Raw genomic sequence first — 11,036 nt, forward strand, 5'->3', positions numbered from 1 at the left:
CTCTTCGGCCCGCGCGAGCGTGCTTCTTGTCGCTCTCGTACTCTTTTGGGCTTTCCTGATTGTGCTGGCGGTGTGGCACATGAAGAAACAGTGAGCCGCTTCCCCGTTCCTGTGCGGCGCCGGTCGACTCCACGAGCACCTACGGAACACGCCCGGCCGGGAACTGGTCGAGTCACAGGTGTGTGGCGGCCGGTGGGTCGGGCTCTGCGAGGTCGATGCGCCAGTCGTTGCTGCGCATCACGCGGCCGCTGCCCGGTGGGTACTCGAAATCGCACGGGCCGACGAGGGTGAAACCGAGGCGCTGGCACAGCGCGTTGGACGGAGCGTTGCCGACCGAGGGGAAGGCGTGCAGGCGGCGGGGTGCGCCGGGGCGCCGGGCGGCCTCGCGGACGGTGCTGATCAGAGCCGTGCCGGCTGCGGTGGCAATGCCCCGGCCCTGGTGGGGCGGTAGGACGTTCCAGCCGGTCTCGTAGATCTGCTCGCCCTGCCAGTCGCGCTGGTGGTAGGCGATGCTGCCGACCATCTCGTCACCGAGCAGCACGGCGAACATGCAACCCTGGCCGGTTGCCGGCATAGCCAGGTATCGGCGGTGCCGGGCGAGCAGTTGCTCCTCCGGTTCGGGACCGCCGACGTGTCGACGCATCTGTGGGGTGTTGATCCGGCACAGGAGGTCGAGCGCGGATTCTGACCAGGGTTCGAGACGAACGTCTGTCCCGTGCACCGGGGTGACCACCGCCGGGCTCAGCGGCGTGTCGACGTCAGGAACCGGGCCCACGGGGCCGGGCCGAAGGTGAGCACCGGCCCGGTCGGGTCCTTCGAGTCCCGGACGCCGACCACGCCGGGCAGGTTGCCGGCGACCTCGACGCAGTTGCCGCCGTTGCCACCGCTGCGGGTGCTCTTGCGCCACCGGGCGCCGCTCAGGTCCATGCCGTCGCCACTTCCCTCAGCAGTTCCAGGGTCCGCGTGCGGGGCAGTGCCTCGCCCCGGATGCGTTCCCACCGACGCTCCAGGGTAGCAATCTCCGAGGGTTGCTCGATGATCTGCGCGCGGGCCTGGCTGTCCACATGTGCCACCCGGGTGCCGTCGCGCAGTTCGGCGATGACGAACGGCCCGTCCAGCCCGGGATAGGTGGGCGTGTCCAGCGGCACCACGTGGAGCTGCACGTTCGGCAGTGCCGCGCAGGCGAGCAGGTGGGTCAGCTGCGCGGCCATCAGCGCCCGGTCGCCGGCTGCGGCGCGGCGCAGCACCTGCTCGTCGAGCACCACGACGTACAGCGGCCCGCGGGGCCGGGTGAGGACGCCCTGCCGGTCCAGCCGGGCGGTGACCAGGTCGGTGACCTCGTCGCCGGTCAGCGGCTGACCGATGAACGTGGCGCGGGCGTACGCCTCGGTCTGCAACAGCCCCGGCACCCAGGCCAGCTCGAACGTCCGCAGCGCGACCGCCTCGCGCTCGATGTCGACCCAGGGACGGAACCACACCGGCTCGCGGCGGCGGGTCACGTCCGGCCAGAGCGCCTCGACCGGCTGGCCCAGCAGGTTCGCGACTGTCGCGCGGTGCCGGCTCTGCGGAATGTGGCCGGGATTGGCCCAGCGGGCCACCGTCTTCGGGTGCAGGCTGAGCCGTTCCGCCAGGCTGTCGACGGTGAGGCCGGAGCCGGCCAGCGCGGTCACGAAGGCATGGTTCATGCCCGTTCCTCCCCGGAGCAAAAGAACCGTCCGAAGGAGATTTCACAACGCTGTGTGATTGTGCGGGCACCCTCGGCAGGGTGGGGGCATGACCGAACCGACACCGACATCGGCGTACCCCCGGGTGGTGCTGCCGCTGACCGGCCACCGGGCGTGCGGTCCGGCCTGGCGCTGCGACCGCTGCGGCGAGCCCTGGCCGTGCCCGACGCTGCGGGCCGCGCCCACCGACGCGGCGCGCCGCGCCACGATGATCCCGGAGTTCTCCCGGATCACCCGGCAGGCCATCCGCGACCTGCGCGGCCAACCCGACGGCCCGGACCCGATCGCGATCGTGCGGCGCTTCCTGTGGTTCCTGCCGCTCACCGACGCCGAGGCGCGGGCCGTCGCCCTCCGCCTCCGCTGAGATGTAAGGAAGGGCCCCTTCTTAACAGACGTCTGTTAAGAAGGGGCCCTTCCTTACATGCGGGCCTTAGTTGGCGATCATCCGGCGCAGCACGTACTGGAGGATGCCGCCGTGGCGGTAGTAGTCCGCCTCACCCGGGGTGTCGATGCGGACCACGGCGTCGAACTCCACGCCGGTGTCGGTGGTGACCTTCACCGTGCGCGGGGTGTCGCCGTCGTTAAGCGCGGTGACCCCGCTGAACGAGAACGTCTCCGTGCCGGTCAGGCCCAGCGACTCGGCGGTCTCGCCGCCCGGGAACTGCAACGGCAGCACGCCCATGCCGATCAGGTTCGAGCGGTGGATCCGCTCGTACGACTCGGCGATGACCGCCTTCACCCCGAGCAGCATGGTGCCCTTGGCCGCCCAGTCACGCGACGAACCCGAGCCGTACTCCTTGCCGGCCAGGATGACGAGCGGGATGCCCGCCTCCTGGTACGCCATCGAGGCGTCGTAGATCGAGGTCTGCTCGCCGGTCAGGTGGTTGACCGTGAAGCCGCCCTCGACACCCGGGACGAGCTGGTTGCGCAGCCGGATGTTGGCGAACGTGCCCCGGATCATCACCTCGTGGTTGCCCCGGCGGGAGCCGTACGAGTTGAACTCGTGCCGGGCCACGCCGTGCTCGGCCAGGTACTTGCCGGCGGGGGAGTCCGCCTTGATCGAGCCGGCCGGGGAGATGTGGTCGGTGGTCACCGAGTCGCCCAGCTTTGCCAGCACCCGCGCGTCGGCGATGTCCTGCACCGGCTGCGGGTCCTTCGCCATGCCCTCGAAGTACGGGGGCTTGCGCACGTAGGTCGACTCGCCGTCCCAGGAGAACGTGTCACCGGTCGGGGTCGGCAGCGACTGCCAGCGCTCGTCACCGGCGAACACGTCGGCGTACGCGGCGCTGAAGCCGGTCGCGCCGATCGCGGAGGCGATGACGTCCTGGATCTCGGCGCTGTTCGGCCAGATCTCCCGGAGGAACACCGGGTTGCCCTGGGCGTCCTCACCGATCGGCTCGTTGGCCAGGTCGATGTCCATGGTGCCGGCGAGCGCGTACGCGACCACCAGCGGCGGGGACGCCAGGTAGTTCATCTTGACGTCCGGGTTGATCCGGCCCTCGAAGTTGCGGTTGCCGGACAGCACCGACACCACGGCCAGGTCGCCGTCGTTGACGGCGGCGGAGACCTCCTCCGGCAGCGGGCCGGAGTTGCCGATGCAGGTGGTGCAGCCGTAGCCGACCAGGTTGAAGCCGAGCTTCTCCAGGTAGGGCGTGAGGCCGGCGCGGTCGTAGTAGTCCATGACGACCTTCGAGCCCGGCGCCAGGGTGGTCTTCACCCACGGCTTGCGGGCCAGGCCCTTCTCCACCGCGTTGCGGGCCAGCAGCGCCGCCCCGATCATCACCTGCGGGTTCGAGGTGTTGGTGCAGGAGGTGATCGCGGCGATCACCACGGCGCCGTGGTCCAGCTCGTACTCGGCGCCGTCGGCGCCGGTCACCCGTACCGGGTTGCTGGCCCGGCCGCCGGCACCGACCGCGGCGGTCTCCAGGTCACGCGGCGCGTCCGCCGGGTCGTTGACGCCGTTGGCGGGGGAGTCGCTGGCCGGGAAGGACTCGGCGGACGCCTCGTCGGCCGGCCCGTCGGCACCGAATGGCTTTTCCTGCTGCGGCACGCCCGGCTTGCGGCCCGGGTCACCACCGGTCTCGTCGGCGGCCACGTAGTCGCCGAGCGCGGCCCGGAACAGCGTCTTGGCGCTGCCCAGCGGCACCCGGTCCTGCGGGCGCTTCGGGCCGGCCAGCGACGGTTCGATGGTGCCGAGGTCCAGCTCCAGGCGCTCGGAGTACTCCGGCTCGTGCGACGGGTCGTGCCAGAGGCCCTGCTCCTTGGCGTACGCCTCGACAAGCGCCACCTGGGACGCGTCGCGGCCGGTCAGCTCCAGGTAGCGGATCGTCTCGGCGTCGATCGGGAAGATCGCCACGGTGGAGCCGTACTCCGGGGACATGTTGCCGATGGTGGCGCGGTTGGCGAGTGGCACCGCGCTCACGCCGGGGCCGTAGAACTCGACGAACTTGCCGACCACGCCGTGCTTGCGCAGCATCTCGGTGATGGTCAGCACCAGGTCGGTGGCGGTGGTCCCGGCCGGCATCTCGCCGTGCAGCTTGAAGCCGACCACGCGGGGGATGAGCATGCTGACCGGCTGGCCGAGCATCGCGGCCTCGGCCTCGATGCCGCCGACGCCCCAGCCCAGCACGCCCAGGCCGTTGACCATGGTGGTGTGCGAGTCGGTGCCGACGACGGTGTCCGGGTACGCCTGGCCGCCGCGCTCCATGATGGTGCGGGCCAGGTACTCGATGTTGACCTGGTGCACGATGCCGGTGCCCGGCGGGACGACCTTGAACTCGTTGAATGCGGTCTGGCCCCAGCGCAGGAACTGGTAGCGCTCCTTGTTGCGCTGGTACTCCAGCTCGACGTTGCGCTCGAAGGCGTCCTCGCGGCCGAACAGGTCGGCGATGACGGAGTGGTCGATGACCAGCTCGGCCGGGGCCAGCGGGTTGACCTTGGTGGCGTCGCCGCCGAGGTCGCGGACGGCCTCGCGCATGGTGGCCAGGTCGACCACGCAGGGCACGCCGGTGAAGTCCTGCATCAGCACCCGCGCCGGGGTGAACTGGATCTCCACGCTCGGGTCGGCGGTGGGGTCCCACGCGCCGAGCTGCTGGATGTGGTCGGCGGTGATGTTCGCGCCGTCCTCGGTCCGCAGCAGGTTCTCCAGCAGGATCTTCAAGCTGTAGGGCAGCCGCTCGTGGCCCTCCACCTTGTCGATCCTGAAAATCTCGTAGCTCGCGTCTCCGACGCGTAGCTGGGTCTTCGCACCGAAGGTGTCGAGGCTCGCCACGTCGTACTCCTTCACACCAGCGACCATGAGTAGTCCTGAGCAGTTTGTCGCACCGGGCGGGTCGCTGCCGCGCTTAGGCAACACTTACCCGCACCGTCTGTACAAAACCGTACGTCCGTCTTGCTATTCACGCAACCTCGTGCCACGCTCCGGGACGAGGAGGTGCCACCATGATCCATCACGTCCTGTTGGCCTGTCCCCGTGGCTCCGAGGATGTCTCCCGCTCCTTCTACGCCGGCCTGCTCGGCCTCACCGAGAAGCCGAAACCGCCGGCCCTCGCCGCCCGCGGTGGTTGCTGGTTCATCGGGTACGGCGCCGAACTGCACCTGGGCGTCGAGGACGACTTCCGGCCCGCCCGCAAGGCGCACCCGGCGCTCGTTCGCCCCGACCTCGACGAGCTGGCCGCCCGCCTGGACGCCGCCGGCCACGCGGTGACCTGGGGCGACGAGGAGATTCCCGGCATGCGGCGGTTCCACACCCACGATCCGCACGGCAACCGGTTGGAGTTCCTCGCCCCCGCTGGGTGACCGGCCACGGGTAGGGTCGGCGGGTGATTGACGTACAGCAGTGGCTCGCCGCCCTCCCGCCGGGCCTGATCTGCCTGATCGTCGGCGCGGTGATCGGCGTGGAGAGCATGGGCGTCCCGCTGCCCGGCGAGATCGTGCTGGTCAGCGCCGCGCTGCTCGCCGCCACCGGCGCGGTCGGGCCCGAGTGGGTGGCCGCCGCCGCGGCGACCGGCGCGATCCTCGGCGACTCGGTCGGCTACGCCGTGGGCCGCCGTGGTGGCCGTCCCCTGTTGGAGCGGCTCGGTCGCCGCTTCCCGAAACACCTCGGCCCGGCGCACCTGGCCCGCGCCGAGCTGAGCTTCGCCCGGCACGGCGTCTGGGCGGTGTTCTTCGGGCGGTTCGTCGCGCTGCTGCGCATCCTCGCCGGCCCGCTGGCCGGAGCCCTGCACGTGCCATACCGCCGGTTCCTGATCGCCAACGCCGCAGGCGGGCTGGTCTGGGCGTTCGGCACCACCTACCTGCTGTTCTACCTCGGGCAGGCCGCCGAACACTGGCTCAAGGACATCTCCTGGGTCGGGCTCGTGCTCGCCGTGCTGGCCGGGGTGGCCAGCACCGCGTGGCTGCGCCGCCGCGCCAAGCGGTTGAACCCGCCGCAGGCGCCCGACGAGGCCGAGCCGCTGACGGCAGTCGACTGCTGACCGACCCGGGCGGACCGTGGCACGCGAGGCGCCGTCCGATCAGGACGACGACGCCTTGGCGTGCCGCTCGCGCAGGCGGTCCCGGATCTCCTCCGGCGTGTACGCGCGGCGTCGCCGTTCCGCCCGCGCCACCACCACCCCGGTCGCCGCGACCCCGGCGAGACCCGCGAGACCGAGCACCTTCCACCACCGCATCCGTTGCCGCATCGGCTTAGGGTAGACCCCTATGAGCATCAGCCTGGACGAGGCCGTGGAGCTGACCCGCACCGGCGACCTGTGGGTGTTCCGCGGCCGCAGCATGCCCGACCGGGCCATCCAGCTCACCACCAACAGCCCGGTCAACCACGTGGGCATGGCGGTCGTGCTCGACGACATGCCGCCGTTGATGTGGCACGCCGAGCTGGGCCGTTCGTTGCCCGACATGTGGACCGGCACCCACCAGCGTGGCGTGCAACTGCACGATCTGCGGAACGCGGTGTGCGTCTGGGCCAACCGGTACGGCCAGCGGGGCTGGCTGCGCCAGCTCGAACCGCCGGCCGACGCCGCGATGGAGGAGGCGGTGCTGCGCACCGTGGCCCGCCTCGACGGCACCCCGTTCCCGTCCACCACCCAACTCGCCTGGCGGTGGGCCCGGGGCCGGCTGCCGCACGTGCGCCGACGGGCCGCCGCCCGCCCCGACGGCGACGCCAGCACCGCCCTTCCCGGCGACGGGCGCACCGAGGACCATGGCGCGTCGGCGCGGGATCGGGCGTTGGAGACCGCGTACTGCGCGGAGGTGGTGGCGGTGACCTACGAGGCGATGGGCCTGCTGCCGGCCGGCCGGCGACCCAACTGGTACGACCCGGGGCGGTTCTGGAGCGGCGACGACCTCGCCCTCAGCGGGGGCACGCTCGGCGCGGAGATCGAGGTGTACGTCCCGCCCCGCTGAACAGGTTTGCCGTCCCTGCGCGCCGGTAATCAGGAGCGTCGTGACGGCCTCCACCGACCTCGACACACTCACCGACTTCTTCGACAGGTACGGCGTGGCGCTGACCACCGCCGACGTGCCGGCCATCGCGGGGTGCTACGCGCTGCCCGGACTCGTGGTCGCCGACACCTACAGCTTCTCGTTCACCTCGCCGACGGCGGTCGCGCTCAGCTTCGTCGGCGCCGCCCCCGACTACCAGGAGCGGAAACTCGTCGCCGCGAACGCGCAGATCGAGGACGTGCACCAGATCTCCGCACTGCTCACCGAGGTGGCGGTGCGTTGGGAGTTCCTCGACAGCCAGGGCGGCGCCGTGCCGGGGGAGCGTTACCGCTACCTGCTGCGCACCACTGAGGACGGCCCGGTGATCTGCACCGTCATCCGCACCGCCTGACCGGTGCGGTACGGCGGGGGGCCCCCCCCGGCCCCCCCCCGGAGCGCCCCGTGGCGCAGCGGGTCGGGGCGGCCCCCCCCCGCGCGCCGCGGCGGGCCCGGGCGGCGCCCCCCCGCGGCCCCACCGCCGTACCGCACAGTGCCTCAGCGGTGCTGGGCGCCAGCCCAGCGGTCGGCCTCGGGGGCCGGGTGCAGGCCCGGCTCGTGCAGGCCCTCCTCCGTGACCTGACCGATCCGGCGGTAGGTGTCCGGCCGGCTGGACCGCAGCACCAGGCCCCAGATCAGGCCGAGCACGCCGGCGACCACCGGGATCGCCGGGAGCAGCCACTTGAGGTAGCCGGCGGTGTCTGGCGCGAGCAACGCGTCGAAGTTGAACAGGAGCACCAGCAGCACGACGGCGAGCAGGATAGTGCCGAGCATCGGGGCGATCAGTCGCTGCCAGGCGCTCTCCGGGCCGGGACGGTTGCGGAAGAAGCCGACCACGGACGCGGAGGTGAGCGTCATCAGCAGCACGACACCCACCGCGGCCGCGCCGGACAGCCAGGTGAACAGGTCGATGACCGGGTCCCGGCCGGTCGTCGCGAACGCCAGGAAGACGACCACGGCCAGGACGCTCTGCACCAGGGAGCCCGCGATCGGGGCGCCGGTGCGGCTGGAGGTCGCCCCGAGCATGCGCGGCAGGACCTGCTCCCGACCCAGCGCGAACAGGTAACGGGCCACGCCGTTGTGGAACGACAGCAGGGCCGCGAGCACGCTCGTGATGAACAGGACGTTGGCGATGTCCGCGATCACGGTGCCGGCGTACTGGTCGAGCGCGCCGAAGATGACACCCGGCCCGGCCTCGCCGCTGGCCTGCGGCGCGTTCTCCGGGCCGGTCAGCACCGTCAGCGCCCAGGCGGAGAAGGCGTAGAACAGGCCGGTGAACGCGACCGCGATGTAGGTGGCCCGGGCCACGGTGCGCCGCGGGTCCTTGACCTCCTCGCTGTAGATGGCGCCGCTCTCGAAGCCGGTGAAGGAGGCGATGGTGAACGCCAGCACGGCGCCGAAGCCTGCCCCGAACAGGTGACCGGGGCTGATGCCGGCGGTGGTGACCACGCCGTCGGCCGGGTTGGCGAAGGCGATCAGGTCGAAGATCAGCACCGCCACGCACTCGAGGATCAGCAGCACGGCCAGCACGGTGGCGTTCAGGTCGATGCGCAGGACACCGAGCAGGCCGACGAAGATCCAGGCCAGCAGCGCCCAGACCCACCAGTCCAGGGTGATCCCGGCCTTGACCGACATGAAGTCGGCGACGATCGAGCCGAGCAGGCCGTACAGGCCGATCTGGATGGCGTTGTACGCGGCCAGAGCCACCGCCGAGCCGGCCACCCCGCCGGCTCGACCGAGGCCGTTGGCGATGTACGCGTAGAACGCGCCCGCGTTGGCGACGTACCGGCTCATCGCGGCGTAGCCGGTGGCGAAGATGCCCAGCACGGCCGCCAGCAGCACGTAGCCGAGCGCGGCGCCGATGTTGCCGCTCACCGCGTACATGGTGGTGACGCCACCGCCCAGAACGGTCAGCGGGGCCGACGCGGCGACGGTGAAGAAGACTAGGTGGGCGGTGCCGAGGCGACCGCGACGCAGCCCGCCGTCGGAAAAGAAGGGGTCGGAGGACAAGGGAACTCCAGGGGGAGGGGATGGGGGTTGAGATGTCTACTTCGGAACAACGTGAAGCAGGGTATTGGCGACCACCCATCGTCACAAGCCCACTTCGGTATCGATTGGGCAGCGCCTGCCTCGCCGGAATTGAGCTGTGCGTGTTCGTGCCGTACCGTCACGTGGCGACGATCACGGCCACCGTTCGAGGATGGACCATGACCTACCCCGGAGCGCAGGCCACCTATCGGCTTGCGGATGCGCTGTTCCTTATCGGACACGACGAGTTCAGCGGTAAGCCACACGTCGCTGTCGACAGACTGGAGTGCGGACTGGCCGGCGCGGCGCTGGCCGAGCTGATGTTCGAGGGCCGGATCGCCCTCGACGGCGGCGGCATCGCCGCGGTCGACCCGCGCCTGTGGCAGGAGCCGCTGACCGACCTGCTGATCACCGAGATCCTGCGGCGGGAGGGCGCGCATCCGGCCCGGCTGTGGATCCGCTACCTGCGCACCCACCTGAACATCAACGAGCGGGTCGGCACCCGGCTGGTGACCGCCCGGGTCCTGCGACGCGAGCAGGGCAAGCTGATCGGCCGGGCGGTGCGCTGGCCGGCTGTCGACCCGAACCAGGCGGCGTCGCCGCGGGTGCGGTTGACGGCGATGCTGATGCACTCGTCGCCGGCCGAGCTGGACCCGGGGACGCTGCTGCTGGCGAGCCTCGGCGAGGCGGTCGGGCTGGCGGCGAACATCTTCGACCCGCAGGTCGTCAACCGGATGCGGGACTGCCGCCGGTTCCTCCCGGCGCAGCTCGACGGGCTTCTCACCGCGGTCGTCGGTGCGCTCGACGTCAGCACCACGACCGTACGGCGGTGACGCCGCGTCCCGCCTCGCACGCGAGGCGGGACGGAACGAGACGGGACGGGATCGCCCGGGTCAGGCCGGGTCGCGCCACATCGGGTAGAGGCTGGGACCGCCGGGCAGGTCCAGCGTGACCGGACGTCGCCGGAACCCCAGCCGCTCGTAGAGCGCCGCGTTGCGCAGCGAGCTTGCCTCCAGGTAGGCCGCGGAGCCGGACCGGTCCAGCTCGGCAAGCTTGTCGCGCAGCAGCGCCGCCCCGATGCCGTGGCCGTGCTGGTCCGGGCGGACCCCGATGAACGGCAGGTACCAGTGCGGTTCGCTCGGGTGGTTTGCGGCCATCATCTCGTCCAGGACGGCGAACCGCTTCATCGACTCGGCGCCGATCGTGGCCTCCAGGGCGGCGAGTTCCTCGCCGTCGTCGGCCTCGTGACCGTCGCCGGTGGGCAGCCACAGCGTGGCGCCCAGCCCGTCACCGGCCATCCGCACCTCGCCGGTCCGCATGGTGAGGGCGACGAACGGTCCGAAGAAACCCGGGTGGACCTTCGCGCGGTGGTCGTCGTCGGGGAAGATCCAGCTGCTCACCGGGTCGCGCATGAACGCCTCGGCGAATATTCCGGTCACGACGGCGGCGTCCACGGAGGACGCCCGCCGGATGTTGCCCTGCCACTCAGTCACTGGCCATCCGTCCTACCGGCTGCACGAGCCATTGTGGTCGTTGATCGGCGTGCAACGTATCAGGTGCACACACCGGGTGACAGGGCCGATCCGGCCTGCGGCGGACGTTCCCGGCGGGCGCGCCGCCGGATCCGGCGGCGCCCCTGTCGGGTGTGCCGGCGACCACGCCCGCCACGCCCGCCCCGACCGGCCGTTCGCCGATCGCCGCCACGGGCCCGGTGGCGCCGGGGTTGTCACCCCGGTCGACGGTCCTGCCGGCGCGGCCCACCCCGGCGGCGCGGACCTCCGGCCCGCGGGGCGCGGACCGGCCCGC

At 71.5% G+C, this 11,036-nt stretch carries 13 protein-coding genes; 6 read left to right on the forward strand and 7 right to left on the reverse strand.

Features of this window, described 5'->3' with window-relative positions:
* Positions 1–172 precede the first annotated feature (172 nt).
* Genes ACLQ2X_RS20100 through ACLQ2X_RS20110 form a run of 3 tightly spaced genes read right to left on the reverse strand, consistent with a single transcriptional unit; the run spans position 173 to position 1,685 of the window.
* The gene (locus ACLQ2X_RS20100; RefSeq protein ID WP_425682594.1) at positions 173–733 is read right to left on the reverse strand and encodes a GNAT family N-acetyltransferase; all 561 of its coding nucleotides are present in this window, start codon (positions 731–733) and stop codon (positions 173–175) included.
* Positions 734–741: 8 nt separating this feature from the next.
* Positions 742–927: a DUF397 domain-containing protein gene (locus ACLQ2X_RS20105; RefSeq protein ID WP_425682595.1), complete on the reverse strand. Its 186-nt coding sequence runs from the start codon at positions 925–927 to the stop codon at positions 742–744.
* A complete protein-coding gene (locus tag ACLQ2X_RS20110; RefSeq protein WP_425682596.1) occupies positions 918–1,685 on the reverse strand; it encodes a DUF5753 domain-containing protein in 768 nt (255 codons plus the stop codon). The genes ACLQ2X_RS20105 and ACLQ2X_RS20110 overlap by 10 nt, the downstream gene beginning before the upstream one ends.
* An 88-nt stretch (positions 1,686–1,773) precedes the next feature.
* Here ACLQ2X_RS20110 and ACLQ2X_RS20115 point away from each other — a divergent pair, with 88 nt between their 5' ends.
* Positions 1,774–2,088, forward strand: coding sequence for a hypothetical protein (locus tag ACLQ2X_RS20115; protein WP_425682597.1), 315 nt, complete (start codon positions 1,774–1,776; stop codon positions 2,086–2,088).
* Between the two features lie 66 nt (positions 2,089–2,154).
* Here the strand turns inward: ACLQ2X_RS20115 and ACLQ2X_RS20120 are convergent, their stop codons facing one another.
* Positions 2,155–5,022, reverse strand: a complete 2,868-nt coding sequence (locus ACLQ2X_RS20120) for an aconitate hydratase (RefSeq protein ID WP_425682598.1) — start codon at positions 5,020–5,022, stop codon at positions 2,155–2,157.
* Positions 5,023–5,165: 143 nt separating this feature from the next.
* On the opposite strand from ACLQ2X_RS20120, the gene ACLQ2X_RS20125 reads away from it, so the two are divergent.
* Both ACLQ2X_RS20125 and ACLQ2X_RS20130 read left to right on the forward strand, forming a co-directional pair.
* The gene (locus ACLQ2X_RS20125) at positions 5,166–5,522 is read left to right on the forward strand and encodes a glyoxalase (protein ID WP_425682599.1); all 357 of its coding nucleotides are present in this window, start codon (positions 5,166–5,168) and stop codon (positions 5,520–5,522) included.
* 23 nt (positions 5,523–5,545) lie between these two features.
* The gene (locus ACLQ2X_RS20130; protein WP_425682600.1) at positions 5,546–6,199 is read left to right on the forward strand and encodes a DedA family protein; all 654 of its coding nucleotides are present in this window, start codon (positions 5,546–5,548) and stop codon (positions 6,197–6,199) included.
* 39 nt (positions 6,200–6,238) lie between these two features.
* Here the strand turns inward: ACLQ2X_RS20130 and ACLQ2X_RS20135 are convergent, their stop codons facing one another.
* Positions 6,239–6,406: a hypothetical protein gene (locus ACLQ2X_RS20135; protein ID WP_425682690.1), complete on the reverse strand. Its 168-nt coding sequence runs from the start codon at positions 6,404–6,406 to the stop codon at positions 6,239–6,241.
* A 19-nt stretch (positions 6,407–6,425) separates the two neighbouring features.
* Between ACLQ2X_RS20135 and ACLQ2X_RS20140 the strand changes: the two genes are divergently transcribed.
* Both ACLQ2X_RS20140 and ACLQ2X_RS20145 read left to right on the forward strand, forming a co-directional pair.
* On the forward strand, positions 6,426–7,127 hold the full coding sequence (locus tag ACLQ2X_RS20140; RefSeq protein ID WP_425682601.1) for a hypothetical protein: 702 nt from the start codon (positions 6,426–6,428) through the stop codon (positions 7,125–7,127).
* 40 nt (positions 7,128–7,167) lie between these two features.
* Positions 7,168–7,557 carry a hypothetical protein gene (locus ACLQ2X_RS20145; protein WP_425682602.1) on the forward strand — a complete coding sequence of 130 codons (390 nt, stop codon included), beginning with the start codon at positions 7,168–7,170 and terminating at the stop codon, positions 7,555–7,557.
* Between the two features lie 143 nt (positions 7,558–7,700).
* On the opposite strand, the gene ACLQ2X_RS20150 is transcribed toward ACLQ2X_RS20145, so the two are convergent.
* Positions 7,701–9,212 carry an APC family permease gene (locus tag ACLQ2X_RS20150; protein WP_425682603.1) on the reverse strand — a complete coding sequence of 504 codons (1,512 nt, stop codon included), beginning with the start codon at positions 9,210–9,212 and terminating at the stop codon, positions 7,701–7,703.
* 197 nt (positions 9,213–9,409) lie between these two features.
* Here ACLQ2X_RS20150 and ACLQ2X_RS20155 point away from each other — a divergent pair, with 197 nt between their 5' ends.
* Positions 9,410–10,063: a GOLPH3/VPS74 family protein gene (locus ACLQ2X_RS20155; protein ID WP_425682604.1), complete on the forward strand. Its 654-nt coding sequence runs from the start codon at positions 9,410–9,412 to the stop codon at positions 10,061–10,063.
* Between the two features lie 60 nt (positions 10,064–10,123).
* Here the strand turns inward: ACLQ2X_RS20155 and ACLQ2X_RS20160 are convergent, their stop codons facing one another.
* The gene (locus ACLQ2X_RS20160; RefSeq protein WP_425682605.1) at positions 10,124–10,723 is read right to left on the reverse strand and encodes a GNAT family N-acetyltransferase; all 600 of its coding nucleotides are present in this window, start codon (positions 10,721–10,723) and stop codon (positions 10,124–10,126) included.
* Between the last annotated feature and the right edge of the window lie 313 nt (positions 10,724–11,036).

This window comes from Micromonospora sp. DT31, assembly GCF_049841795.1.
Classification (GTDB): domain Bacteria; phylum Actinomycetota; class Actinomycetes; order Mycobacteriales; family Micromonosporaceae; genus Micromonospora.

Excerpts from the sequence above, each read along its gene's own strand:
- ACLQ2X_RS20105 (WP_425682595.1), bottom strand. The coding sequence starts at position 927 with ATGGACCTGAGCGGCGCCCGGTGGCGCAAGAGCACCCGCAGCGGTGGC.
- ACLQ2X_RS20110 (WP_425682596.1), bottom strand. The coding sequence starts at position 1,685 with ATGAACCATGCCTTCGTGACCGCGCTGGCCGGCTCCGGCCTCACCGTC.
- ACLQ2X_RS20115 (WP_425682597.1), top strand. The coding sequence starts at position 1,774 with ATGACCGAACCGACACCGACATCGGCGTACCCCCGGGTGGTGCTGCCG.
- ACLQ2X_RS20120 (WP_425682598.1), bottom strand. The coding sequence starts at position 5,022 with ATGGTCGCTGGTGTGAAGGAGTACGACGTGGCGAGCCTCGACACCTTC.
- ACLQ2X_RS20125 (WP_425682599.1), top strand. The coding sequence starts at position 5,166 with ATGATCCATCACGTCCTGTTGGCCTGTCCCCGTGGCTCCGAGGATGTC.
- ACLQ2X_RS20135 (WP_425682690.1), bottom strand. The coding sequence starts at position 6,406 with ATGCGGCAACGGATGCGGTGGTGGAAGGTGCTCGGTCTCGCGGGTCTC.
- ACLQ2X_RS20140 (WP_425682601.1), top strand. The coding sequence starts at position 6,426 with ATGAGCATCAGCCTGGACGAGGCCGTGGAGCTGACCCGCACCGGCGAC.
- ACLQ2X_RS20155 (WP_425682604.1), top strand. The coding sequence starts at position 9,410 with ATGACCTACCCCGGAGCGCAGGCCACCTATCGGCTTGCGGATGCGCTG.